We start from the raw sequence: 26760 nt of genomic DNA, 5'->3' as shown, positions 1-26760 counted from the left end.
TTTGGATATTATAATTACCATTCTATCTGTTAAGCACATCCTACGAGTAGGAGGGAGACACTTTGACTGAACATGGAAAAATATCAGCTGGTCAAGCGGCTGCACTCCTCTACTTGAGCATCATTTCAACTGCGCTGCTATACTTGCCCAATATTACGGCCAAATCAGCAGGCAATGATTTATGGCTATCACCAATCATTGGTTCGATAGCGGGATTTCTTTTGGTATTTATCACCTGTAAATTAGCAAAAAAGTATCCAAATCAAACTTTTATGCAATACCTACCAGCAATTATTGGATCTTTACCTGCTAAAATCTTAGGATTCTTGTACATTATCTCGTTGTTAAACATGAGTGGCGCGGTTCTGAGATCTTATACCGAATTAATGCTCAACGCCTTTCTTCGGATGACACCTAAGGGCGTCATCATTTACTCCATGCTTATCATTTGCGCTTATGCCGTACGAAGTGGGTTAGAAATAATAGGGAGAGCAGCTCAGCTATTCATGCCTGTTGTTATTATCTCACTTATTTTCATCGTAGCTTTGCTTTGGAAGGATTATAACGTAATGGACATGCTGCCCATCCTTGAGAACGGTTTGTTGCCGGCTATTAAGGGTTCCATTCATTCCATGACATGGATTTCTGAATTCTTCTTCATGAGTTTCTTGATCCCTTATATATATGATGTCGATTCCATCAGCAAGTGGTCAACTCGTTCCGTCATCTGGGTTGTAGCTACGATGTCCGGCATGAATTTATTTGTATTATGGCTCCTAGGGTCGAGCTTGGAAACGTTTCTTTACCCCATTTTAGCTGCGGCAAGATATGTTAGTGTGGCGGATTTCCTCGAAAACATTGAATCTCTTATTGTCATCATTTGGGTCATCGGTTTGTTTATCAAAATTTCTTTGTTTTATTATGTTACCGTTATGGCCATTACGAATTGGCTCCGATTACAGAATTACCGGGCAATCGTGCTTCCAACAGGCTTGTTAATTGCGCTCTTCTCGTTATGGGGGATTCCGAATCTACCATCCTTAGTATCTAGGAGCAGCGGTGGCGGAGACTTCAATGATCTTTTTTTCCGACTAGTTTGCCCCGGCATTCTTTTAATCCTTGCCGCTATTCGATCGATTCCCACTAAAAAAGGAGGCATGGGTACCAATGACCGATTATTCGAACATAAGGATCCTGCCCACCCTAACGGATAGTCTACATTGCCTTCATACCATTTACGATCGCTGCTATGATATTGTTTTCCATGAATTCCGAATTGGTGAAGAACTTGATGCCTGTATTGTATATTTACATGGACTTGCGGATTCGCAGTTAGTGGATCAACAACTACTTGTCCCCTTATCCGTTTCAAATATTTGGATTTCTACCGCTGAAGCGATTCAAGAGGAACTCAAACTTTCCGACATTCAATATTTTTCTACCTATGCAGAAATCATTTCCGCTGTCTCCATGGGGGCTGCCATTCTCGTTATAGACGGTGAAGATCGCGCTTTAGGTATCTCCTGTCAAAAATGGGAGACTCGAAATATCGAAGAACCCAGTTCGGAGACTGTAGTTCGTGGACCTAGAGAAGGTTTCGTCGAATCAATTTCGGTTAATACGTCCATGCTCAGACGAAAGCTTCGAAATCCGGATTTAAAGCTTGAAGCCACCTCGATTGGCAAGTATTCGCAGACTGAAATAGTAATAGCTTATATCGAAGGCATTATTCGACCAAGTCTCGTAAGTGAGATGATGACTCGTCTTAAGTCAATCCAGATTGACGGTATATTGGAAAGTTCTTATATTGAAGAATTAATTGAGGATAACCCACTTTCTCCTTTTCCTCAACTGCTTTCGACTGAACGTCCGGACATTGTCTGCGCCTCCTTACTGGAAGGGCGTATTGCTGTTCTTGTTGCTGGAACGCCTTTTGTTTTAATAGCTCCTGGTACGCTAGCGGTGTTCTTGCAATCACCAGAAGACTATTATCAACGCTTTTATGTGGCATCAGCAATACGGATGCTTCGTTACATTTTTATTGGCATTGCCTTGTTAGCTCCATCCATTTATATTGCCGTCGTTTCCTACCACCAGGAAATGATTCCCACAAAGCTACTGCTTTCTATGGCAAAGTCCAGAGAGGATATTCCGTTTCCAGCACTTGTTGAAGCCCTTTTGATGGAAGTCACCTTTGAGGCCCTTCGCGAAGCAGGCATCCGTCTGCCGAAGCAGGTCGGGGCAGCGGTAAGTATTGTTGGTGCTCTTGTAATTGGTCAAGCAGCTATAGCCTCAGGTCTCGTATCAGCTCCGATGGTCATGGTTGTGGCAATAACCGGTATTGCCTCATTTATGGTTCCTCACTATGGCGCGGGTACAGCTATCCGTCTCATGCGCTTTCCTATCATGATTACCGCTGGGATCTTAGGATTATTAGGCGTCATTCTGAGTATCCTTGCTATTATCATTCATTTGCTCGGACTTCGTTCATTCGGTGTCCCCTATTTGACACCCATATCTCCTGTACAGCCCTACGCTTTGCTTGATTTGATCATACGCGCACCCAGATGGTTATTTAACCGAAGGCCTCGCATTGCGTCTCCCCTTAACAGACACCGTCAATCGCCAGCCATGAAACCCGGTGTTCAAGGGCAATCAGCACATAAGGACGATGAATAAGCTATGAAAACATATCTGAGATTAGGTCTCCTCTGTTTAACTTTGGTATGTTTGACTGGCTGCTGGGATCGAATGGAAGTCAATGATCTTGGTATCATTACAGCTATTGGCGTAGATAAAAATCAAGATAACGAGGGTGTCGTTGTATCCGTTCAAGTCTTCGTACCGAGCTCGAATAACACAAGCATAGGCGGTATGGAAGGGAATAAAGCCAAAAGCCCTGTGAGCATCGTAGTTTCCGCGGCAGGTGTGAATATGTCGGATGCCAATCAAAGATTACAAGAAAAACTATCCCGCAAATTATTTTGGGGGCATGCCAGTACGATTGTTTTTGGAGAAGAATTAGCGCGATACAGCTTAGAAGATCCACTTGCATTTCTCCGCCGCCATCCCGGCCCAAGGGGAAGATCTCTTATCTTTGTCTGTCAAGGAAATGCTGTAGATATGCTAAGTGCAAATCCAGTCCTCGAGAGAGATACGTCAGAGGAGCTGCGTGAAATGTCCAATCTGCACACGGGATTATACGTAACGTTGTTAAAACTGCATAATTTACTTGAATCTGATTCCAAGTCCTATGCCCTTCCTTATACCAAAATGTACACTTCCCAGAAACAAAAGAACAAAGCCATCTATGTTTACGGCTCAGCTTTGCTTAAAAAAAATCAAATGGTCGGACTTCTGGATGACTCTTCGACGAGAGGTTTCATGTGGTTGACCAATACTATTAAATCAGCTCTAATCACTGTCGATTTTAATCAAAATCAGGGAAAAGTGTCTGTTGATGTGTTTCATAGTCACTCAAGCATTGAACCTTTCATTGAAGGGGAGAACTTGTCTGTGAAAGTGAAAACGCTTATAGAGTGCAACGTTGTTGAAAACACAACAAAGTTAAATATGCTGGAAGAAAAAAGCGCTAACATCGTGGAGAGCAAAATCGCCAAAATATTGGAAGAACGCATTTTATCCGTCGTCACACAATCTCAAAACGAATTTCACGTGGATGCACTCGGTTTCGCGACAGCATTTCACAGGAAATATCCTCAACAGTGGAAAATATTAGGTCCGAAATGGGACACATTGTTCCCACAAATTATTGTTAGTGTTGAAACGGATATTAACTTAGAACGGACTGGATTTATTGAGGATCCGATTAGTAAAAAAATGGGGAGCAAGGAGGAGTAGTTATAAAAATAGTGACGATCTTTTGTACGACTCTCCTTGCTCTATTTATTCTTCTCATTGAGTGGCCTCTTCACAAAAAATCTCCGATGCGAGAACGAGTTGCACTCGTCAGCCTTACCATTATTGGTTGGCTACTTTTGATTACTGTGTGTCTATTTCCGAATATGCCAGGAACTACGCAACTTATTGAGATTGTGTTTAAACCTTTTGCTACGCTGCTAAAATGAAACCCTTTTGCTTTACATCTGTTCGTTTCTATCACGTTGGATCTTCAACGGTGCCGTCTGCAGCCACCTAACTGCTGGCAAAATAAGAATTGCCACAAGAGCTAAAACGCCGATTGCTACCATCCTATGCCCTAACAAGAGTTGAACAATCAAGGAAAGTACAATTCCCCCTAAATTGCCAAATAGCAGTAATAAGCCTGTGACAGCACCAACTGACTGCGGATCAGATTTAGCCTCTGCCAGTGAGAGCATCACAGGCAAATCGGCTAGTAGAAGGAAACCGCACAACGCCAGCAAGCTGATGAACATCCATTGTGGCATGCCGACTGCAAGACCGATCAGAAGTAGCACGCTCGCCGCGAGTGAAAAGCGTACAACCACTCGCGCACGCTGACCGCGCAGCGCCCAGCGTGGCACAAGTGCAGCTCCGACAATACCTGCCGCCGTCATAACACCGATACCAATGCCGACTTGCTGGGCATTGAAGCCGATCGCGCTGGCCAGCACTTCGAGCCATGTCGCCAGCGTAATGAAAATACCAAAGCCTGCGAACAATAGCAGGCTGAACAATCTTACCCAACGCTGCGACCATAGGGTCGCAATCGCGCTTAACCCGAACCCACTGCTCGTTTCAGCAGCCTCATCAACCTCAAACACTGGCGCTTGTCTTAACGCCACATACATCGCCACGGCAGCAAAAACACTCATGGCGCCTTGTGTCCACAGAACAGCTGACATCCCCTGCCATGCCAGTAGAAAAGGAACGGTGACGGTCGAGACAAGGATACCCACGAACAAACTGGCCGTGCCAGCGGCAATGGCATTGGCTCGTTGCTCTGGACGTACATAGAGCACGGCTAATTTGTTCACGGCATTGAGTACAAGCGGCTGGCCAATGGAGATCACGATCTGTCCAATGAGCGCATATTCATAACCAGGCAGTATTCGAACAAGCGCTCCCATCGCAGTCAATGCACCACCAATGAGCAGCGATCCACGAAACCAACGATCAGCAGCCATACCAAATGGGATGGACAGCAGTACATAGACAAGAGGAAATACGAGCGATAACCAGCCAACAGCATCGACAGAAACATGCCACTCGCTGGAAGCCGCTGTCGTAATGGGCGTAAATGTAACCCATAGCAGCTGAGTCACTGCCGCTAATAAGGCATAAGCAAAGACGACCGACCAGCGAGAGCGAGTTGCATTTGCATTTTCGTTTGCATTTGCTCTTTCGCTTGCACTTGCTCCTGTAATTGGCTCCATCATCCAGACACCTCCCCCTTTTTCTTGTCAACCTTACCCCGTCACGCCAAAAATCTTTTCCAGATACCCATTCAGCATAATCCCATCCGGGTCCAACTTTTCTCTCATAAGGCAGAATTCCTGCCACATCGGATACCTATCGTTTAGCTTATCTGCGTTTAGTGAATGTATTTTGCCCCAATGCGGCCTGCCGCCGTGTTTCAGGAAAATTTCCTCCATCGCCCCAAAATAGTCCTCATGCGGCATCCCTTTATACATATGAATGGCGATGTACGAAGAATCCCGTCCGAACGCTGGACTCAACCAGATATCGTCCCCTTTCGCAAAACGGCACTCGATCGGAAAATGAACATTGTATTTGTCCTTCTCCATCTTCTCGCGCATTTCTTCAATGACGGTGGGCATGGCTTCTGCTGGGAGATTGTATTCCATCTCATTAAAACGAACGAGTCTTTGCGTCGCGAACAGGCGATGACTATAGTCCACTTTGCTTCCCACGGGCACTTGCGATGCAGATAATCGACTTATCATCCGACTAAGCTTCGGGACCTTTCGGCATAATTCAGACAGCAGACCGAATACCGTATTTTCCAGTAGGACATCCCCCATATAATCACGAACCTTGCGGCTCGTCACCGCATGATCTGTCGGATTCATGAATTTCAACTGACACGGATCCGCATAGGGAAACCAATAAAATTCAAAATGCCGATGCCCGCTCGCGATATCGGGCAGCTCTTCCAAGCATTGCTTCAGCGGCATGCGCTTGCTTTCATACTTCATTTTGTAAGCGGGTTGAAGCCTGAGCGTCACTTGTACAATAATCCCCAACGCGCCAAGGGATACCTGCATCCCTTTAAATAAATCAGGGTGAGTCACAGGTGTACATGTAAGTACCTCCCCTGCGCCAGTCACCATCGTCAGTCCCACGACTTGCGTAGCGATGTTGCCGAACTGCTGACCAGTGCCATGTGTCCCCGTGCTGATTGCCCCCGCGATGGATTGAACATCGATGTCGCCGAGATTTTCCTGTGCCAACCCTTGAGCGAACAACAGCTCCCCAAGCAACTTGAGCTTCGTGCCTGCCCATACTGTTGCGGTCCGCTGCTCAGCGTCTACCTCAATTAAGCCTTGCATGCGGTCCAGGGTGATAAGCACATCATCCGATGCCGCTATTGGCGTAAAAGAATGCCCCGTACCGACAACACGCAGCCTACGTCCTTCTCGTCTGCAAAGTCGAACTGCATCGACCACCGCTTCAATGGAGTCTGGATAAAGCACTGTCTGCGGTGTTGCCTGAACGATACCCGACCAATTGGCCCATGTCCCTGATTTGCCCATCATAGAAAACACGCCCCCATACCGCGATATGTTGGATATGTAGATACAATACTGCCCTGCGAAACAGCATATAGCGTAAGGAAACGCTCACATAGCTCTCCTGCCTTCGCGTGTCGGAAAAAGACCGGATCCCCCAGCTCCAACTGGACTTCACCCCGCAAGCGCATTGGGGTTTGTACTTCGCCTGCACCCTCCAAGGGAAATAGCTCCAAACCTTCCGGCAAATACGGTTTAGGCCGTTTGTCTAAACCGGTCGGCCCTGAGGCCGTATAACCGCCGCCCATACAGGTCACGATATTCGGCTGTGGACGTCGCACCACCTCAACCGCATACCCAGCGGCAGGCTTATAACGAAACGACTTGTAGTTGTCGAACAAGCCAGGGGAGTAAAACCCGGATCCTGCAGTGATCTCTGTCACCGATGCCTCTGCCCGCGAACTGTCCATGCTGCCCGTTCCGCCCGCATTGACGAAACGAAGCGTAGCTCCCATTGCTTCAAGCTCACGCACCACTTTCTCTCTCCACTGCGCGGCTTTACGAATGGAAGATTTTTTCAACCTGCGGATTAGTACGTTTTTCACAGCTTGCCCTGGCACATTATCGCCAACACCGGCAATCTGCGCCTCGTATCCCATAATACCGTCAAGCCTCAGCCAACTCTCTCCAACGATCCGTTCAGCCACAGGCTGAACCTGCTCCCATCGGGTCAACGGAGATCGCCACACACCAAAGTGCAGACCTGGAAAATCAGTCGACATATCGATGTCGATACACACGGGCACAATAACCTTTTTTGCCGTCGCGAGCCGCCCTATGTGTTCAACATGCTCGATACAATCGACCATGAACGTTATCGTTTTGCCTTCACCTATTAGTGAAATCACATCGTTCAGCGCCTCAGCGTGCCACTGCGGATAGCCTAACAACAGATCATCGAACCCTTGTCTCGCTAGAAAAGCAGCCTCCTTCGCCGTATAGCACATAATCCCCTGATACACATCATCCGCTGCCAAAATACGGCGAAGCACATCCGGACAGCGAATTGACTTACTCGCGACCCGAATCTTCTTCCCCCCGGCTTCCTGCGCAATGGCCTTAATATTCGCATCCAGTAAATCCAAATCTACGAATGCGAATGGCTTCGGTACATCCTTGAAAATCTGTTTATAGTACTCGTAGGATCCTATCATGAGACTTACCTCTTCCTAGTGAGCCGTAATTAAGGCTTAGTCAGCCTACGAATGATTTTCAACCCGATTTTGCTAGACGGATATCGAAAAGGAATATCGAATCTCGTCGTCTGCTTTAATATACTTTTCATATGTGAAAATATGTGGAAACTCATCTCGCCATGATAGCTGCCCATCCCGCTCTCGCCAACTCCACCGACAGGCAAATGCGTTGATCCAAAATGCATCAGTGTATCATTGACACAACCGCCGCCGAAAGAAATGTGTTCGAGCGTGGCATCCTGCACCTTTTTATCCTCAGAAAAAACATACAGTGCCAGCGGCTTCGGCCTAGCTTGGATTAAGCCTACTACTTCATCTAGATTGTCATAGGTTAGAACAGGAAGAATAGGTCCGAATATCTCCTCCTGCATGACCGGCATATCCCATGTGATCGCTTCAAGCACAGTCGGCTCAATCTGTCGTGTCAGGTCATTAGAACCGCCACCGATAGCGACCTTTCCATCCTTCAAAAAGTGACGCAACCGCTCGTAATGACGCTGAGAAATGATTTTGCCGTACTCGGGGCTTAGGAGCGGCTTGTCGCCATAAAAGGATTGGATAGCCTCTTGCAAATAGGCCAGCAGATTATCTTTCACGCTCCGATGCACAAGCAGATAGTCTGGGGCAACACACGTCTGTCCCGCATTCGAGAACTTCCCGAAAGCGATACGCTGTGCGGCCAGCTTTAATTGCGCATCATGATGCACGATGCAGGGGCTCTTTCCACCGAGCTCTAACGTGACTCGCGTTAGGTGCTTCGCTGCCGCCTTCATGACCACTTTCCCGACGGCTACGCTGCCCGTAAAAAAGATTTTGTCAAACGGCTGCTCCAGCAACAGAGTACTTTCTTCCACGCCTCCTTCTACAACCGTAATATATTGCGGTTCGAAGGCAGCACGTAATATGGAGGTCATCACAGCAGATACTGCTGGTGCTAGCTCGGACGGCTTTAACACAACCGTATTGCCAGCTGCAATCGCTCCCACTAACGGATCAAATGCCAGCATAAACGGATAATTCCACGGTGCAATGATAAGTGCCGCGCCCAGTGGTTCTGGGATCATGTAGCTGCGACTCCCCGAATGTGTCATCGGAGTTTTCACTTTTTTCGGCTTCATCCAACGTTTCAGATGCTTGATGACATGTGCAATCTCTTGATAGACAATGCTTATTTCAAACGCGTACGCTTCCTTCTCACTTTTATTCAAATCGGTGCGAAGTGCTTGGATAATCTCGGACTCGCGATCAACAATCGCTTGTTTCAGCTTTGTGAGCTGTGTAAGACGAAAATTGAGCCCACGTGTAGCCCCGGTGTGATAATACTTTTTTTGCTCCTCCATCAACTGACTTATCGCCATTAGCTCTCTCCTCTCGGACATTTATATTTCGTCTGTCTATAATTATATCGCATTTGAAAACGCTTACATTATTCTGTTCTATACTAATACTTAATCTCATTATTTTAACACCCCTATCCCTACAGTGACAATATCACGATACCAGCTATTTTGCTTTCAATCTCATTTCCAATACCAAAAAGCCCTGATTGCTCAGGGCTTCTCCGTTAGCTGGCCATTTACCGCTTTGCTTACTGAAGCGTCGCTTCTTCTGCCAAAGCAGCCGTATCGTTCGTGTTATCCCACATGTAACCTTTGATGTAGTAGCCACTCACAGAAGCAGGTGTAGTTAACGTTGCTGTAAATGTTTTGTTATCGTATTTGTTCACAACAGCTTCTTGAATCGTGTAAGACACAAGTCCCGTTGGTGAATATAAGGCGAGAATTAATGTCGCGCTAATCTGCTTCTCCGAGGAGTTTATCACTCTAGACGAAGCAGTAATGGCACTGTTCGCTGAGATAGACGTTATTGTCTGACCCGATGCATTCGTAAATGTTGGCACATCTACCGTCAATCTCGGTCCAACAATAACATCAGCTGAGTTACTCACTAACGTATTGCCGCCAAATGTAAAGTTTGCGCGGAATTGCGTTGCGCCGTTCGCATTTCCGGTGATTATACCGCTGCTTAAACCGGCGATCGATGGATTATCCACGGTATACGTAAGCGCAGCGCCATCTGCGACGAGATCCACCAACTTCCCCAGATTATCGACACCCGTAACTGTGTACGTGGTCGTTTCCCCTAAACGCATCTGCAACTTTTTCGTTGTCAATTGGACACTCACAATATCATCTAAGCCGAATGTGCTCTCATAGACGAATTTCACGGCATCCGCTGCAACTTCTCCGTTGCCCGTATCATTCAACTGCACATAGCCGGTTGTGCCTTGACTGAAACGATGAATACCAAGCGGTACCCAAGAGCCGCCTTTTACGCGCTGATCGACCGAGTACGCTTTGGAGCCGCCGGCTCCGCTGACCGTATAGCTTGCATTACCAGCGCGCGATGTCGTTCCGTCCGGCAGGAAGTAATACACCGTATAATATCCAGTAGTCGGGATCGTGGGTGTCCATTTGACCGTACTCGATCCTGAACCTGCTGCGATACGATGGTAATCGTTATTATAAGCGTTACCACCCGTTGCTGCCGTCCAACTTCCTGTTCGAACAGCTTGCGTGTTATCAACCGTTACTGCCACCATCGTTGTTGCGGATACGGTAGCGCTTGCGACAGAAGCATTCCAGTTTCTGTCTTTCGCTTTGATATAGAAGCTGTAGGCCGTTCCCGGCGTCAGACCTGTCACTGTAGCCGTATTAGCAGCGATGACCGAAGTCAGAACCTGATTATTCGCTGCATTATAAATGTCGGCATCCAATGGAACACTACTTTCAACCGATGTCCAGGACAACGATACCGTCGTATCGCTTTTACCTGTAACCGTTACAGCAGTTGGAGCGCTCGGCGCCACCGTATCTGTGATTGTACTTGTTGGATGTTCGAAAGCCCCAATATCTGGTAACCCTGTATAAATCGGATTGTTCCAGAAATCTCGCACCCCGTGATTAGCGACCACTCTTCCGGCACCGATGAGCGGGGAACTGGCATTCAATTTATATCCATCCACAGTCGTCATGCCGTCTCCGCCTGCCCCTGGATTGACGAACCCAGGGTTTCCTACGATATTGCTTAGGCCTTGAGCAGGCGCAGTCTGACCATAGAACGCATTATTGATAAACCTTGGCAATGCAGCATAGGTTTCTGTGGACCCTGTAACATAGAAAATATTGTTGATGAACGTAGCGTTTGCACTGTTTTTCATTTGGAAGCCAATACCAAGGCTGTTATAGAAGACGTTATTGTAAAAAATACTAGGGTCCGCACTGTTAATCGTAAAGCTATGCCAGCCATTTCGCTTATCATTCTGGCTGATGTTATAACGGAGGATGTTCCTCCCATTTTTCAACTGGTTCATATCCATGAAGAATCCGCCTTCATTTTCATGGCTATAATTGTATTGAAAAATTTGATCACCCTGCGCTTGAATGTCCGTATCGAAAGCGGTTGAATCGGAGTCATTTTTGATTTCTGCATTCACCCGTCCAACTTCGTTAAACTGTACGAGCGATTGATTCGTTCGCCATACCCAAATGCCTGCAATCCATTTGATACCAGGTGCATAGGCCCCCACATCCAAGGTGACATTATTCTCAATCAGCGGATTGTTAGTAACCCCGATAATAATGCCATCCGCACCGTTATTCATAATCGAGTTGCCTCGTATGGTAACATTCCTGTTAAAGTACGTCGTATCACTGGAGTGCCCCGCCATATTAATCCCGATCGTAACCAGATCATGAATGTAGTTATTCTCAATCGTCAGACCGTCATAATAAGCCTTCGGCTGAGTTGGTTCCCACTCCCAACCATCGATTTGAATACCCGCGTTCGAATTTTTGTTCACTCCTTTATCCTTGCCGTCTGTCGTCGTCGTTGTCGTCTCACCGGTCAGATTCATCCCCGTCACATCATGGATATCCATGTTGCGGATCGTAATCCCTCGCATTGGACCGTTATGGAAAGCTTTAATCCATATTCCGTTCCGGCGATAGAAACCAGTCAAGTAATCGTCGGGATCGGCAGCTTTATAGTTCGTTATCTCCAGATCCTGCAACGTAAAGTACTGAATATTCTCCAATTCAATCGCAGCATAGGCGGCATTGGCATTGATGATCGGTTTGATATCTCCGCCGAATTTACCCACAATAATCGGATTACCCGAAGCACCTGAGTTTCTAAGTTTTAGCGAGCCTGTGTACGACGTGCCTGATTTGAATAATATTTGATCACCAGGCAAATAGTTGGTCTTCGCGTTAACTTTGGATAAAGTTCTCCAAGCCGTTGTCGTACTTGTGCCGTTATTACTATCGTTTCCATTTACAGCATCGACGTAATACGCCGTATTGTCAGCATAAGCATGTTCCCCTGGTGCGACTGCAATCCATGCTGTCATCAACACGGCAGCCGACATCATAATCGTAAATGCCCGCCCTACGATCCCTTTAAGCTTCATGGTTTCCCTCCTTATGAACTGCCGATTAGTTAATAACAACGGTCGTCACTCGCGGAATGCGTACGCCGTCTCCGCCAACTTTAACCGTGTAGGTGCCAGGGAAAGCTTCAAGTGCGCTTAGGTTGTGGCTAAACGTGAAGTTTCCGGAGGCATTGCTTTGCGTTTGTTCAAAGTACACCGTGGCGCCTGCCGCATTTTTGACCAACAATGTCATTAAACGCGTATTCACTTGGGTCGTTTGCCCCGTAACTGCAAGGAGATTCGTGCTGTTGTTATAGCTGGCGGATAAACTCATTTCTGCTGTTGGCGCAGAGGCCTGTTCAAATGTGACTGTACCGAACTGTCCTCTTGCCCGCTTGGCAGATTCGCCATTGGTCGTCCAGCCCCATTGTCCACGGCTCGCATAGCTGCCATCACTGAGCGCCGCATTCAGAAGAAGCGCTTTCCCTTCCCATGGATTTGTAATCCCAAGCGCATAAAGCGGTATGGCTGCTTCCATGGTGTACCCTCTGCCATCCGCATCTCTCAAGAGTTCCATAAAAACTAGCGGTTTCGAATTAGCGCCTTGCGTATTCATATACCACTGGTAGCCATTCTCAATACCGCTGCCTAAAACAAGTTGTCGGTCGCTTGGCAGCATCGTTCCGACTGCCTCCGGATGCTGTGTGAAATCCATATCCTCATCACCCAGGAAGAGTTCTAGCGCATCACCGTTCCAGATGCCTGTTCCTGTTCGCGTATTGTTCATCGGGGTCGGATCTTTGATTTTCGCACCGAGGTAAAGCTTTTTATCATCATATTTGAGATAAATATCTGCCCCATGTTGATCGCCGTTGTTATCCGTCAATCCTTGGATTCGTATCAACTCGCTGCCCGCCCATTCGCCGCTCGGGTTGCCGCTTGCATCAGTCGACACGACACCATCCAGCGTTATTTCGGATGCTGTCTTTTTGATCGTAATGTCATAATCCGCCGGGACCACAGGGATTTCTGCGCCATAGCCGAAGGCAAGCTTCGTCATGTTCGGGAAACCGTTGGCGATATTGCCAGCCAACCTTACCCTGACGTACTTCACCCCATTCGGCAAATAGTTAGCATGCAAGGTGTCGGGAATACTATTATTGGCTGAGGACCCAAAGGCAGGATGCTTATAAATGCCAGACAGATTATACAGCGTGAAATCTGTTCCGTTCATTGAAGTCCAGAGCTCAAAGGCAGGAGTGCTCGGCAGATTGGCGTAATAGTAGCCCTCGAGATAGGCTGATTTGAAATCTTTGCCGGTTGGCGCTGCAAAAGTCATAGCTGTTGTCGCTACAGCCGGGTTCGTTCGTTTCACATAAGATGTCGTATTAAACGTGCGAATCAGCGTAGAAGTTGTCAACGGAACCACTTGCAAATTGCTTGTGTCGCCGCCGCTCACGTACTTCGAGAAATCCACCATCGTATCTTCCACATAGCCGTCAATGCGAGCTAACGTTGAAAGTGAACCTTCGAAAGCAACTTGATCGACCTTGAAATCTGACGCTGTCCCGCTATTAAATGCTGCTGTCGGCATTTTTACACGAAGGAACTTGGTGCCAGCCGTAATAGGTGACGCAGCGACATACGTTGCTTTCACATATTGAACGTCGGACATGAGCTCAGGATGAAGCTTGCGTACTAGCGTCACTTTATTCCCATCCACAAGCGTTCCTGTCTGGCTGTCATATGTCGCTTCATAGACGGATAAATCATCTAATGGCGTAAAATTCATCGTCCATTTGTTATACGTCACATCAATGCCGAACGATTTGAAATCTTGTGCACCTGAATAATAAGTGAAATTGCCGCCAATTCCTGTTACACTTCCACTGCTTAAGGTAACACCGCTCTGGCTGTACACGAGGTTAAGTTGATTGAGCGCATCGGTAGTACGCCCTGTAACATCAAAGGCAAGGACATTGCCTGGATAACGAATATAGACAGATGGGCTCAGTACAGGTGTACCCGTGAGCGTTCCTGCTGTTGCAACCGGTGTTACTTCAAAGAACAGATAGCGGTTCACATCGGCTGCCACAGCCGTATAGGAAAGTGAGGTAGCGCCACTGATCGCAGATTTACCCGTGCCGTCTGCGTTCGTCCCCCGATACCATTTGAACGTTGACGTGCCTTGCGCATTCGATTCTGTATCCGCATACGTATAACTGCCCGTTAATACTTGGCCGCTTAGCGTTGTGCCGTTCACCGTCACGCCGGAAGCGGTTGGCGCCTGATTAGTCGGATCTGCCACAAATTTGCTCACCGTAATATTGTCCAACTGCATCGTGCCCGATTGAAAGCGATAGGAGGCGAACGAATAATCCGTCACTTCACTCGCTTGTTTATACAGCGCAACATTCGTTGCGGAAGACATAGGCAAGCCGTCGATGGACACGCTGTATTGTTTCGTTGTCATATTCACGTCAACGTGAATGTTATACCAATCATTGGCTACGATGCCTGACAGTACGGTCGATTTTAAATTACTGCCATACCTGCGAGCAATCGTGCTTCCATTAAACAGCAACTCCAGCACTTTATCGCCTGCGGAATCCTTGAGTAATAGGAAGTAGCCCTCATAGCTTGAGGAGGTCTGCTTCGTCATGACCTGCATATCGACCGAGAAATCCGTCGTAATTGGCGCTGCAAAAGCATAAGTAGCCGTATTGGCTACGGAATTATTCGTTTCTGTCGTCGTCAAATAGCCGTTGCCAGCCGTATCTTGTGCGACAGAAACGAGATTCGCACCGGTCGTCGCCGTCCACCCTGCCGGTGCTTGCCCAATGGTTGTCGTCTCAAAATCTTGCGACAACACGTTGACAATTGCTGCCTCTGCTTTAGGTATAACGAAAGGAAAAATGCTGAATAGAAGCGTAACAATAAGAAGCATGGTTATTCTTTTCCTCATTCTGCACCTCATCTTTAGGATAAATTTCAAGACTCTCCCCGTAGCACCTTGGCTGCCACGGACTTCAGCATGGGATCATTCACAACTAACTGTGCCTGATTGGCTTGATCCTGTACAAATTGTTCAAACGAAAGATTACTTAAGTGGGCAGCTATGCGATCTTTCACTTCAGTGAGCGGAATTATCGCATCGCCCTCGTTCGTGCTAGAGGGCTTGGATGGGGATAATTTAGTATCCGTTGACGGTTGAGTATTAGGGAAAATATTCACTCTGTTCACATCCGCTCGCCTGAAATCATTCCTATGCTCCTCATAGAAGGCTGAAATGTCTTGATCGCTAATCGCTGTTTCACTGGCTTTTTTCTTTTTTAAGTCCTCCAGTAATTGGGTCTGTCGCATCTCATAAAATACTTTCTCTGTGACTTGCTTTGGGCCGTAAACGGGTCTACCGCCCTCTACCTCCTTCTTTCTGCGCTCATTTTCGATCCGCAGCTCTTCCAGAAAAGTGGAATAGCTCGTATCCTTCAGCAGCCCGTATTGTACGCCTAACGCTTGCTGAACCTTACGTTTTACCAGTTGTTTTAGCACAGACTGCGTTATTTTTTCCATTGGAATTTCGCCATTGTATGAATGGTTCCAAAATTCCGTACTGTCTTCCGCTCCATACTTATCTTGAAAATACGCATAAGTCTTGGAGCGCTCAGCACCCAGCAAAGCAGAAAACTCTCTTGCTTCAACGGCTACACCGTTTACGGAAGCAACATGGACAGCATCCGATTGAGAATTTACACTGCGCATCATAAACCCTGACAACGTCCCTGCCAGAATGAGAATGAAACACCCTAAGCCGAATGCCAACATGCCGTTCCTCGCTTTTTTCATCTACAAATGTCACCCCCTTTTCGATGAAAACGATTACAATACTTTCTCATCCTAACAGTCTCCATTCTGCTACTGCTATAGGGTTACATGACATGAATATCGAATTTGTCACTTATTTGATACAGTATCTTCGTTCTATTTGCTCAAAATAACAAAAAAACTAATAATTTACTATTAATTCCAATTTAATCAAACTCCTACATTTTTTATTGACAGTGGTTGAACTATAGTTATAGGGTATAAATTAAAGACACGGTTTTGGGAGGAGAACAACTTTGTCCATAGAAATTAACGACTTCTTAGTACCTGATATCGGTTACTTAATATATAGAAAGTGCACACCAACATGGGAAATAGCCAAAAATGAAATCTCATTTTGTGACATCACCTATGTCATAGAAGGTAGAGGCATCTATACAATTAATGGCGTACAATACGAGGTGAAACGCGGGGATCTTCTGTGCATTCCACGCGGAAGTATTCGTATGGCTCACTGCATCGTAGATGAGCTTATGAATGTGTACTCTGCTAACTTCAACATCTATGACATGAGCGGACAACAAGCCGACCTGCCCCTTCCTTTACTGACGCACGTTGGGATTAAGAGTGACCTCGTCGGACTCTTTCGCGAGCTATCCAATGCCTGGGTTCGTAAAGAAACCGGCTATCGTACAAAAACCAGAGGCCAGTTGCTCGTCATTATGCACCGATTGTATGAGTTGATTCTCTTTAAAAAAGACACTACAAGATCAGACTATCGGGTGAAAAAGGCAATCAATTATATATCCGAAAACTACGCAAGCAATGTTACTGTCAAAGAGCTTGCTAATCTTGCAGGACTCAATACGGTATACTTTGGGGCACTATTTAAAAATGAAACGGGCATGCTGGTCAATCAATATTTAACGCAAACAAGAATTAATCATGCAGAGGACATGCTGCAAAATGGCGAATGCAACGTAACCGAAGCTGCCGAGCGTTGCGGGTATAGCGATCTGTCGCACTTTCGGAAGCAATTTAAGTTAATCAAAGGTTATTCGCCATCACAATGTCTCCGACATCAACCAGACTAGCAATCGCTAGTCTATTTTTTTTGCAAATAATATCTTTAATTAGGCATGGCTAACTATAGTCAGACTATTGTTGAAAGGAATCTTTAAATGCTAAATTCTTAATTAAGAAAACGCTTTAATTAACTAATAGAGGTGCTTCATGAATCACACAATACGAAAATATGCCGAATACAATGCTTGGTTACAGCCAAAATCCAATCTAGAGCCTAAACCTTTGCAAATCCATGCAGGCTTCGATTTAGATTTTATCCATCAAGAATGTCGTCTAGGTTTAAATCGCCTATGGGGGGAAATTCAAGAAAGTGCTGCGTATACACTGCAATTGAAAATTGACGATGGAGCGCATGAAGCGTTTTCGCTCACCCCACTGGTTAATGGATTTGAAATCGCAGGCGGCAGTAAGATGGGTCTCTTATATGGTGTGTATCGCTTCCTCAACCGTCTTGCCACTGGAGAGCGTATGGAACAGATTCATGAGCGCTCCGCTCCCCATGTGGACTATCGCATCATCAATCATTGGGACAACATGGATGGACACATTGAACGCGGATATGCTGGTAATTCTTTCTTCTTCCGTAATAATAAGTTTGATTACGATGCAGAAAGGATGAAGGATTATGCCCGACTCATGGCTTCTATCGGCATTAACGGAATTTGCATTAACAATGTGAACGTAAACAAAGTAAGTGCTGGTCTGATTGCTGAACCGCTGCTTGCTGACTTGGCAGAACTAGCTGTTCTGTTTAGACCTTTTGGCATTCGATTGTTGGTATCGGTACATTTTGATGCACCGATGATTGTCGGTGGACTTACAACCTCTGATCCGCTGGATGCGGGAGTAAAAGAATTTTGGAAAGCGCAATCTGCCGTTGTATACAATAAAATTCCGGATTTCTTAGGTTATGTTGTGAAAGCGGACTCAGAATTCAGAGGTGGCCCGGAGGCCTTCGGACGAACTCAGGCAGACGGTGCCAATACGATTGCCGCAGCGGTTGCTCCATATGGCGGGTTGGTCTTTTGGCGATGCTTTGTGTATAACTGCCAACAGGACTGGAGAGATACACAAACCGATCGTCCAATGGCGGCTTTTAAACACTTTCAGCCACTGGATGGTACATTTGATCAGAACGTTATTCTTCAAATTAAAAATGGCCCTGTCGATTTTCAGACGAGAGAGCCCGTATCTCCTCTTTTTTCAAGCCTTAAATACACGCGTGAGGCTCTTGAGTTTCAGATTGCTCAGGAATACACAGGCCAGCAAATCGACCTGTTCAGCCTAGCTGTTCAGTGGGAAGAAATTTTGACAACTGAAGTTGACGAAGGGAAGCAATTGAAAAGCATGTTTGGTCAAGAAATCGTTGCTGTGACAGCGGTTACAAACACAGGCAATAACAGGAACTGGACAGGCAACACCCTTGCACAGTGCAATCTGTACGCTTTTGGGAGAATGGCGTGGAATTCGGATGTTACTGCGAAAGAGCTGATTCGTGAGTGGATTCGGATTACGTTTGAAACAGATGAGCATGGATACCAAACAATAGAGGAGATGCTGCTTACATCCAGAGGGATTTACGAGAGCTATACAGCGCCTCTTGGTATTGGATTTATGGTAAATCCAAGTTCTCACTACGGGCCTAATGTTGACGGTTATGAGTTTTCAAAATGGGGGACGTATCACAGAGCAAGCTTTGATGCTATTGGAGTCGATCGTACTTCCAAAGGAACGGGATTTACAACTCAGTATCCAGAGTCAATACAAAACATGTATGACCATATAGCAACTTGTCCAGAGGAATTATTGCTCTTCTTCCATCGCGTTCGGTATGACTACAAAATGAAGGACGGACGAACATTGCTGCAATACATGTATGACAGTCACTTTGAGGGTGCTCAGCAAGCGGAAGCCTTATTACAATCCTGGGAGTCGCTGGAGAACCGACTTCCACAGGAAGTCTTTAACTCGGTGAAAGAGCGGCTTAAACACCAACTTCGCAATGCTCATGAGTGGCGAGATCAAGTGAATACGTACTTCTATCGCAAAACAGGCATTGACGATGTCAAGGGAAGAAAAATTTATAAGTAAGGCGGTCCAAATATGGTAATTACAAATAAGAGTCCATCATTCCGGTACATGAAACGTTACTGGATACTCTATGTGATGTTGGTTCTCCCAATGGCCTTCTTTCTCATTTTCCGGTACATACCTATGGGCTACATTCAAATTGCTTTCAAAAACTATAGCATTGTAAAAAGCCCATCTGAGATGGAGTGGGCAGGAAATAATGGGTTCGAATATTTTATTCAGGCATTTTCTAATCGCGATTTTCTTTATTCACTTAGAAATACCATCGGTCTAAACTTTCTTGACTTACTGTTTGGCTTCCCTGCACCTATTATTCTAGCCATTCTCTTAAATGAGCTCGCTTTCAAACGTTTTAAGCGATTCACCCAAACGATTGTCTATATGCCGCACTTTTTATCATGGATTATCATTTCAGGTATGGCACTCCAGCTTCTTGCGCCAACTACAGGGCTTGTCAACATCCTGCTAAATAAGATGGGCTTTGCCTCCATTCCTTTTCTGAATGAGCCTGGTTATTGGGTGGTCACTTACATTTTCCTGGGCATATGGCAAAGCTGTGGTTGGAATACCATCATCTATCTAGCAGCCATTACAGGGATCAACCCAGAACTGTATGAGGCCTCATCGGTGGATGGAGCTAGTCGTTTACGCAATATTTGGCATATTACGCTGCCAGGACTTCGTCCTACGATCATTATTATGCTTATTTTAAGCCTTGGACGTATTTTGGGCAGTGAATTTGACAGACCTTACGCACTCAGCAATAAACTTGTCACAGAAGTTTCTAACGTTATTTCCATATTCGTATACAACAACGGTATTCGTGGATTGCAATTTTCTCTCACCACTGCCGTCGGTATATTCCAGTCCGTTGTGTGCGTCATCTTCTTGTTTGCAGCAAATGCTCTGGCGAAAAAATTTGGCGATCGTGGCATCTGGTAGGAGGCTGTAACATGATTAAATCAAAAGGTACTAGAATTGGAGACTGGATTATCGCTTTCATTTGTTTCTTGTGTATTTTAATCTGTCTCCTGCCATTGTTGAATATATTGGCACGATCTCTAAGTTCCGCCAGTTCCTTGGTGAAAAATGAAGTATTAATTCTGCCTGTAGGACTGAATTTCGATGCTTACTCAACGGTACTTGGCGATTCCAAATACACATGGGCATTGTTGTGGACAGCCATACTAACTGTGATTACCACGCTTTGGTCGATGCTAATGACGATTCTGTGTGCATACCCGCTTACCTATGACAACCTAAAAGGTAAAAAGATTATCACGGCACTCATAATCTTTACCATGTACTTTAGTGCAGGCACAATCCCGACCTACTTGCTTTTGAAAGAGCTGCACTTACTTAATAATCCGTTGGTACTGATTCTGCCAAACTGCATTAGTGTATTTAATGTCATCATCATGCGCAGCTTTTTCTTCGGGATTCCAGAGAGTCTTAGGGAATCCGCTGAAATCGATGGTGCAGGCCCTCTTAGGGTACTTATCAACATCTATCTACCGCTTTCCACTCCTGTGCTTGCAACGCTGGCTCTTTTCTATGCAGTAGGCCGCTGGAACGGATTCTCTGATGCATTAATGTTTATGTCCGATAGAACTTACTTCCCCATACAACTGCTGCTTTATAACATACTTAATAGTGTCAGTAGCATTGAGGTGGCTACGCAGGAAGGTTTTTCAAGCCCAGGCCTGTCTGAAACGATTAAATCAGCAACAGTTATGTTTGCAACTGTACCGATTTTGCTTATTTATCCGTGGCTGCAGAGATACTTTATCTCCGGCGTCACAATTGGAGCGGTAAAAGGTTAATTTTAACGCATGATAGGAATTGGCTACGTCAATTTTTATAAAGGAAACCAAATAAGAAATAGGAGGAATAACCGTGAAATTTCTCAAAGCATTGTCCGTTCTAGCGGTTAGTACCATTTTTGCTGGAGCACTTTCAGGATGTACCACTAACGACAAGCCAACTCCATCAGATTCAGCAGCTCCATCAGCCCCAACAGCTTCAGCGCCTGCATCTAATGTGCCTAACAACAACGCAGCACTAGAAAAGCTAGGTCTCGATTCTAATCTCAAATTCAAGGATACTCGTAAAATCAAAGTAGAGATTTATGACCGTGGTAATCCAGGGGGAACCAAACCAGAGAACAACTTCTATACAAAATATATTAAGGACGGCATGCTTCGTGATCACAATGTAGATGTTACTTTTGTTCCTGTTCCTCGTTGGACAGAGGGCGAAGCAATTAACAATCTGTTGGCAGGGAATCAAGCACCGGATATCAGTCTGACCTACTCTTATCCAACCATCCAAACGTACGCCAATATGGGCGGTGTTCTTGACCTAGGTCCCCTGCTCAAGGATAACAAAGACCTTCTGCCGGACATGTGGAAATATTTAACTGAAGCAAACATCTATTGGGACAAAGATCCTAGCAAAGGAACCTTGTGGGCCATAGAATCCCGTTTGAACACCCTTAACCGCACGAATACCTTTGTGCGCGAGGATTGGTTAAAGAAGCTCAATCTTCAAGCGCCAAAAACGTTAGCAGAATTTGAAAGCATGCTAAAAGCCTTTAAAGACAACGCTTCCACGCTTCTAGGGAAAGATGCCGACAAGATAATTCCTTTTTCCACGAGCTTTGACGTCGGTTGGCGTACAGATCATTTGACGGCCGCATACACGCCCAATAATATAACAGACAAGGACATCTACACGCACGACTTTGACGATCGGCGTTTCCTCTACCCGAATTACAAAGAAGGCATAAAAACGTTGAACAAGTGGTATAACCAAGGTCTTGTTTGGAAGGATTTCGCACTTTATCCTGCCGGAGATAAAACGGAAGATAATCTCATGAAAGCGGGCTATGTTGGCGCATTTATGCACAACTGGGATTACCCATACCGTAACGGCGCCGACAGCATTCAGGCAGGCCTTCAGAAGCTTGTTAGCCCAGATGCAGCTTATATTGCTGTTGAACCATTCGCCAATGATGCTGGTGTTTATAAGAAATTTTTATCAGGCCCTGTTGACCGTAAAATCTTTTTCCCAGGTACAAACAAAGAACCCATTGCTTCTCTGCTCTATTTAAATTGGATTTCCAAGCTTGATAATCGCGTATTCCTTCAATTTGGAGAAGAAGGGGTGACTCGTCAAACGTTGCCTGACGGTTCTGTGAAGACAATTGCAGCAACAGGCGAAAAAATTATGAACTCTCCAGCAAACATCGACTACACGATCACAAGCAATGGTCTTGACCTTGGCGATCCTGCTAAGACAGTCAAATCAATTGCCAACGGATATGCGGGTATTGATGCCAAATATATTGAGAAAGCGAATCAAATTACAACTCATGATGGTCGTGTAGGCAAAAATGCCAATGTGGGTGCTATCAAGGCTGAAAACGGACAAGGGCAAGCTCTTAAAGAAAAACGTGATACGCTCTTGAACAAAGCTGTTGTGGCACCTGTTGACAAATTTGACGCTGTATATGATGGAGGCATGAAGGATTACCTCAATTCAGGCGGTCAAGCGATTATCGACGAGCGAACAGCTGCATGGGAGAAATCTTTCGGAAAAGAAACAACGCTGAAATAACATTATTAAAGATTGATAACGCACAGAGGCTTGCACATGCAAGCCTCTAGGCTTTTATGGAGGCATGGGATTCGTATGAAGCTATTGAATGATGGTTGGCTGTTTGCAATAGGGGAACCGGGCGAGTTTGTACCCGTCAGCGTTCCCCACGACTGGTTAATTGCAGATACCAACAATTTGTACAAAGATGACATTGGCTGGTACAAGCGTGATCTGGACGCAAGTAACATAAATGACGGACAGCGTCTTTTCATCCGCTTTGATGGCGTATATATGGACAGTACCCTGTTTGTAAACGACAAAGAGGTAGGTCAGTGGAAGTATGGATACACCGCATTTGAGTTTGATATATCAGGTTTTATATGCAGAGACAGCATGAACACCATTATGCTAAAGGTCGTTCATCAAGCGCCAAACTCCCGATGGTATACAGGGGCGGGCATATATCGGGATGTGTTTCTGATTGTAAAAAACGCATGTCACTTCGCATCTGACGGAATCTATATTACGACGCGCAAAGTGGATGGTCAATGGAGTTACGAAGTAGATGTGGAAGTAGAAACCGAAGGAATACCTTATCAGGTTCGCCACACGCTTTTAGAAAACGATGACGAAATCGTCGAGTGGGACGTTGAAAATCCAAAGCTCTACACCTTGCGAAGTGAGCTCTCGGTTAACGGTGAGATCACAGATACAGCGGATACTCGCTTTGGCTTTAGGACGATCGCGTTTACGACAGATCGGGGATTTCTCCTCAACGGCAGGCATGTCAAGTTAAATGGCGTCTGCCTCCATCACGATCTCGGCGGATTGGGTGCGGCAGTATATCCGGACGCCATTCGCAGGCAGCTTACGATATTCCGTAAAATGGGAGTCAACGCTATCCGTACGGCTCATAACCCGCCCGCTAGCATTTTTAACGATATTGCAGATGAAATGGGTTTTCTTGTCATGAGCGAAATATTCGACGTTTGGAAGCGTCCCAAAACGAAACATGACTATGCGCGTTTCTTTGATGAATGGGCGGAAAAGGATGTAGCCTCTTGGATTCGCCGTGATCGCAATCACCCTTCTATTATTATGTGGAGTGTTGGCAACGAAGTTTATGATACGCATGCAGATGCAGAGACCGGAATAGCCACGATGACGTACCTCATGGAATTAGTAAAAAAGCATGATCCCCGCGTTCATGCGCCTGTCACCTTATGCTCCAACTACATGCCTTGGGAAAATACGCAAAAATGCGCCGACGTTATCAAACTAATCGGCTATAACTACGCTGAGTCCTTATACGAAAAGCATCATATTGCTCATCCGGATTGGATCATCTATGGGAGTGAGACTTGTTCTACGGTGCAAAGCCGAGGCATTTACCATTTTCCACTCTCCAAATCGATTTTAGCGGACGATGATCTGCAATGTTCGGCTCTTGGCAACAGCGCCACAAGCTGGGGAGCCAAAAGCGTGGAATGGTGTATCCAAGCAGACGCCGACACTCCTTTCTCACTAGGACAGTTTATTTGGGCAGGCCAGGACTACCTAGGCGAGCCAACACCTTACCACACCAAGAATACTTATCTTGGACATGTAGATACAGCAGGCTTTCCCAAAGATTCGTATTACTTGTTTAAAGCTGCATGGACCGACTATCGAAAAGAGCCTTTCGTCCATCTGTATCCGTACTGGGATTTCTCAGAAGGTCAGGTCATCGACATAAGAGTCTGCTCCAACGCTCCTCAAATTGAATTGTTTGTCAATGAGGAGAGTCAAGGTGTAGTTTCGCTGAATCACAATAAAATCGTTGCAGATTGGCAAATCAAATATCGAACTGGAACGCTTCACGCCGTGGCTTACGATGGCAATGGCAAGCAGATTGCAACGCAAAGCAGAACATCTTTTGGTGATGCTGTGAAGCTGCAGCTAGAGAACGAAATTATAGGTAGGCTTGTATTCACAACGATTACAGCGTTGGATTTACAAGGGAATCCCGTTGAAAATGCCAACTGTCGTGTCCAGGTATCCGTTGAGTACGGAACACTGCTTGCACTGGATAACGGCGATGCTACGGACTATGACCAGTACCAGTCAGACTCCAGGCGGCTCTTTAGCGGGAAGCTGCTGGCCATTGTAAAGCGGATTGACAATAACGTGCCTATCATTCATGCAGAAATAGTGCAGAGTGAAGTACCTATTCGCAAAATCCAATTGACAGTGGACGGTTTCCATGTAATGGCAAAGACTTTTCCAGAACATGCAACCTATAGCGACTTATATTGGCGGGTCACAGATTCCGCTGGTATTGATAGCCAGTTGGCCACGATTGTGGTAGCTGATGATGGACAAACCGCAACCATCAAGCCTAGGGGAGACGGTGAAGTTTATGTGCGTTGTTCCCCTAAGAACGGCGGAAATCATTTTGCTTTTATCTCAATGGTTACATTGCACATTCAAGGCTTAGGAAAGCCTTTTATTAATCCTTATGAGTTCGTATCCGGCGGACTGTACAATACGAGCAACGTAGAGTTGACCAATGGCAATGAGCGCGGGGTAGCTACGTTAAGAGATGGCGAGAGTCATGTCGGGTTTAAAGACTTAGACTTTGGAGATTACGGGTCAGATGAGATTACTTTGCCTTTATTCCCTTTGAGTAAAGACCCTTTCACCTTTGAGATTTGGGAAGGAATGCCTTTGGAGGGCGGCGAGCTTCTCAGCACCATCCACTACGACAAAGGTTCCATTTGGAATACTTACCAGGAGGTGATCTGTAAGCTCCCGCGTAGGTTGATCGGTGTGACCACCTTATGCCTTGTGTTTAGACAAAAGGTACATATCCAAGGCTTTACCTTTTCCCGGTATCAAAAGGCGTTCCAAAAATTGAAAGCCACTGAAGTCACAACGGTGTATGGCGACTGCTTTACCATTCGAGAGGACACGATCGAACAGATAGGGAATAACGTATCACTCGTATACGAAAATATGGACTTCGGTGAATTAGGCGCAAGACAAATTGAAATTTGCTGGCGCTCCCATATCGCACAAAATTCGATACAACTCTTGTTTACCGATGGCCAACGTGAAATCAGACAAATGATCGAAGTGGCAAACTATGAGGAGTACACCAGTGCCGTGTTCAATCTAAACGAATCGATCACAGGCAAAAATACCGTCTCGCTCATTTTTCTTCCCGGCTGCAACATCGACATGGGATGGGTTCGATTTATTAAGTAAGTATGGAAACGCAAAGAGGAGGATGTCCGGTAGCCATAGTTGTGGCTTATGGGGCATCCTCCTCTTCTAACTTCCCATATAAAAACAAAAGAAACCCTTATATATCAAGGGTTTCTTGCTTCTAAAACTGGGATGCGGTCGGGGGGATTTGAACCCCCACGCCTTGTGAGCGCCACCCCCTCAAGATGGTGTGTCTGCCGTTCCACCACGACCGCTTATGAAAAAATACTGGGGATCTAGGATTTGAACCTAGGCATGACGGAGTCAAAGTCCGTTGCCTTACCGCTTGGCTAATCCCCATTAATAAGGGAAAAGGGCGACCGATGGGACTTGAACCCACGAATGCCGGATCCACAAACCGGTGCGTTAACCCCTTCGCCACGATCGCCACAGTAGGAATATTATTCCCTTAAAACTAGATACGAAACTTCAACGTAAGTCTTACTCTTAGGAATTTTGGTTAAGCCCTCGACCGATTAGTATTCGTCAGCTGCATACGTTGCCGCACTTCCACCTCGAACCTATCAACCTCGTCGTCTACAAGGGGTCT

Annotated in this window: 16 protein-coding genes, 3 tRNA genes and 1 rRNA gene; 9 read left to right on the top strand and 11 right to left on the bottom strand. The window is 45.9% G+C overall.

Going from position 1 to position 26760, the window contains the following annotated elements; translation table 11 throughout:
• Positions 1–62 precede the first annotated feature (62 nt).
• Genes HQN88_RS34750 through HQN88_RS34740 form a run of 3 tightly spaced genes read left to right on the top strand, consistent with a single transcriptional unit; the run spans position 63 to position 3861 of the window.
• Positions 63–1214, top strand: coding sequence for a GerAB/ArcD/ProY family transporter (locus HQN88_RS34750; RefSeq protein ID WP_173120894.1), 1152 nt, complete (start codon positions 63–65; stop codon positions 1212–1214).
• A complete protein-coding gene (locus HQN88_RS34745; protein WP_173120892.1) occupies positions 1168–2679 on the top strand; it encodes a spore germination protein in 1512 nt (503 codons plus the stop codon). Before HQN88_RS34750 ends, HQN88_RS34745 begins: the two co-directional genes overlap by 47 nt.
• Before the next feature lie 3 nt (positions 2680–2682).
• Positions 2683–3861, top strand: a complete 1179-nt coding sequence (locus HQN88_RS34740) for a Ger(x)C family spore germination protein (protein ID WP_173120890.1) — start codon at positions 2683–2685, stop codon at positions 3859–3861.
• Between the two features lie 239 nt (positions 3862–4100).
• Here the strand turns inward: HQN88_RS34740 and HQN88_RS34735 are convergent, their stop codons facing one another.
• The 7 genes from HQN88_RS34735 to HQN88_RS34705 all read right to left on the bottom strand — a co-directional run bounded on the left by HQN88_RS34735 (position 4101) and on the right by HQN88_RS34705 (position 16208).
• On the bottom strand, positions 4101–5360 hold the full coding sequence (locus tag HQN88_RS34735) for an MFS transporter (protein WP_173120888.1): 1260 nt from the start codon (positions 5358–5360) through the stop codon (positions 4101–4103).
• Between the two features lie 30 nt (positions 5361–5390).
• Positions 5391–6701: a D-arabinono-1,4-lactone oxidase gene (locus HQN88_RS34730; protein ID WP_246320626.1), complete on the bottom strand. Its 1311-nt coding sequence runs from the start codon at positions 6699–6701 to the stop codon at positions 5391–5393.
• The gene (locus HQN88_RS34725; RefSeq protein ID WP_216855923.1) at positions 6698–7888 is read right to left on the bottom strand and encodes an amino acid deaminase/aldolase; all 1191 of its coding nucleotides are present in this window, start codon (positions 7886–7888) and stop codon (positions 6698–6700) included. The genes HQN88_RS34730 and HQN88_RS34725 overlap by 4 nt, the downstream gene beginning before the upstream one ends.
• A 29-nt stretch (positions 7889–7917) precedes the next feature.
• Positions 7918–9309 carry an aldehyde dehydrogenase gene (locus tag HQN88_RS34720; RefSeq protein WP_173120886.1) on the bottom strand — a complete coding sequence of 464 codons (1392 nt, stop codon included), beginning with the start codon at positions 9307–9309 and terminating at the stop codon, positions 7918–7920.
• 209 nt (positions 9310–9518) lie between these two features.
• Entirely contained in the window at positions 9519–12401 is a 2883-nt protein-coding gene (locus HQN88_RS34715; RefSeq protein WP_173120884.1) for a golvesin C-terminal-like domain-containing protein, read from the bottom strand.
• Positions 12402–12426: 25 nt separating this feature from the next.
• The gene (locus HQN88_RS34710) at positions 12427–15327 is read right to left on the bottom strand and encodes a sugar-binding protein (protein ID WP_173120882.1); all 2901 of its coding nucleotides are present in this window, start codon (positions 15325–15327) and stop codon (positions 12427–12429) included.
• Between the two features lie 26 nt (positions 15328–15353).
• Entirely contained in the window at positions 15354–16208 is an 855-nt protein-coding gene (locus HQN88_RS34705) for a hypothetical protein (RefSeq protein WP_173120880.1), read from the bottom strand.
• Between the two features lie 275 nt (positions 16209–16483).
• Between HQN88_RS34705 and HQN88_RS34700 the strand changes: the two genes are divergently transcribed.
• The 6 genes from HQN88_RS34700 (at position 16484) to HQN88_RS34675 (ending at position 26210) form a co-directional block, all read left to right on the top strand.
• Positions 16484–17281, top strand: a complete 798-nt coding sequence (locus HQN88_RS34700; RefSeq protein ID WP_173120878.1) for an AraC family transcriptional regulator — start codon at positions 16484–16486, stop codon at positions 17279–17281.
• A gap of 139 nt (positions 17282–17420) precedes the next feature.
• Positions 17421–19364 (top strand): alpha-glucuronidase, encoded by a 1944-nt coding sequence (locus tag HQN88_RS34695; protein WP_173120876.1) that lies wholly within the window; start codon positions 17421–17423, stop codon positions 19362–19364.
• Between the two features lie 12 nt (positions 19365–19376).
• A complete protein-coding gene (locus HQN88_RS34690) occupies positions 19377–20306 on the top strand; it encodes an ABC transporter permease (RefSeq protein WP_173120874.1) in 930 nt (309 codons plus the stop codon).
• Positions 20307–20317: 11 nt separating this feature from the next.
• Complete coding sequence (locus HQN88_RS34685) at positions 20318–21187, top strand: carbohydrate ABC transporter permease (protein WP_173120872.1); 870 nt, start codon at positions 20318–20320, stop codon at positions 21185–21187.
• A gap of 73 nt (positions 21188–21260) precedes the next feature.
• On the top strand, positions 21261–22982 hold the full coding sequence (locus tag HQN88_RS34680; protein WP_216855922.1) for a type 2 periplasmic-binding domain-containing protein: 1722 nt from the start codon (positions 21261–21263) through the stop codon (positions 22980–22982).
• A 75-nt stretch (positions 22983–23057) separates the two neighbouring features.
• The gene (locus HQN88_RS34675) at positions 23058–26210 is read left to right on the top strand and encodes a glycoside hydrolase family 2 TIM barrel-domain containing protein (protein WP_173120870.1); all 3153 of its coding nucleotides are present in this window, start codon (positions 23058–23060) and stop codon (positions 26208–26210) included.
• 133 nt (positions 26211–26343) lie between these two features.
• On the opposite strand, the gene HQN88_RS34670 is transcribed toward HQN88_RS34675, so the two are convergent.
• The 4 genes from HQN88_RS34670 to HQN88_RS34655 form a co-directional block, all read right to left on the bottom strand.
• Positions 26344–26425: transfer RNA gene (locus HQN88_RS34670), tRNA-Leu, on the bottom strand.
• Positions 26426–26438: 13 nt separating this feature from the next.
• Positions 26439–26510 (bottom strand) — tRNA-Gln (locus HQN88_RS34665).
• A 15-nt stretch (positions 26511–26525) separates the two neighbouring features.
• A tRNA-His gene (locus tag HQN88_RS34660) sits at positions 26526–26598 on the bottom strand.
• A gap of 68 nt (positions 26599–26666) precedes the next feature.
• Positions 26667–26760, bottom strand: a 23S ribosomal RNA gene (locus HQN88_RS34655); the annotation flags it as partial.

Source organism: Paenibacillus qinlingensis, from assembly GCF_013204845.1.
Lineage (GTDB): Bacteria > Bacillota > Bacilli > Paenibacillales > NBRC-103111 > Paenibacillus_E > Paenibacillus_E qinlingensis.
This window is presented reverse-complemented; position numbering and strand designations above follow the sequence as displayed.

What these genes read in the sequence shown, in the direction of transcription:
- HQN88_RS34745 (WP_173120892.1), top strand. Translation starts at nt 1,168, where the DNA reads ATGACCGATTATTCGAACATAAGGATCCTGCCCACCCTAACGGATAGT.
- HQN88_RS34740 (WP_173120890.1), top strand. Translation starts at nt 2,683, where the DNA reads ATGAAAACATATCTGAGATTAGGTCTCCTCTGTTTAACTTTGGTATGT.
- HQN88_RS34735 (WP_173120888.1), bottom strand. Translation starts at nt 5,360, where the DNA reads ATGATGGAGCCAATTACAGGAGCAAGTGCAAGCGAAAGAGCAAATGCA.
- HQN88_RS34730 (WP_246320626.1), bottom strand. Translation starts at nt 6,701, where the DNA reads ATGATGGGCAAATCAGGGACATGGGCCAATTGGTCGGGTATCGTTCAG.
- HQN88_RS34725 (WP_216855923.1), bottom strand. Translation starts at nt 7,888, where the DNA reads ATGATAGGATCCTACGAGTACTATAAACAGATTTTCAAGGATGTACCG.
- HQN88_RS34720 (WP_173120886.1), bottom strand. Translation starts at nt 9,309, where the DNA reads ATGTCCGAGAGGAGAGAGCTAATGGCGATAAGTCAGTTGATGGAGGAG.
- HQN88_RS34715 (WP_173120884.1), bottom strand. Translation starts at nt 12,401, where the DNA reads ATGAAGCTTAAAGGGATCGTAGGGCGGGCATTTACGATTATGATGTCG.
- HQN88_RS34710 (WP_173120882.1), bottom strand. Translation starts at nt 15,327, where the DNA reads ATGAGGAAAAGAATAACCATGCTTCTTATTGTTACGCTTCTATTCAGC.
- HQN88_RS34705 (WP_173120880.1), bottom strand. Translation starts at nt 16,208, where the DNA reads ATGAAAAAAGCGAGGAACGGCATGTTGGCATTCGGCTTAGGGTGTTTC.
- HQN88_RS34695 (WP_173120876.1), top strand. Translation starts at nt 17,421, where the DNA reads ATGAATCACACAATACGAAAATATGCCGAATACAATGCTTGGTTACAG.
- HQN88_RS34690 (WP_173120874.1), top strand. Translation starts at nt 19,377, where the DNA reads ATGGTAATTACAAATAAGAGTCCATCATTCCGGTACATGAAACGTTAC.
- HQN88_RS34685 (WP_173120872.1), top strand. Translation starts at nt 20,318, where the DNA reads ATGATTAAATCAAAAGGTACTAGAATTGGAGACTGGATTATCGCTTTC.
- HQN88_RS34675 (WP_173120870.1), top strand. Translation starts at nt 23,058, where the DNA reads ATGAAGCTATTGAATGATGGTTGGCTGTTTGCAATAGGGGAACCGGGC.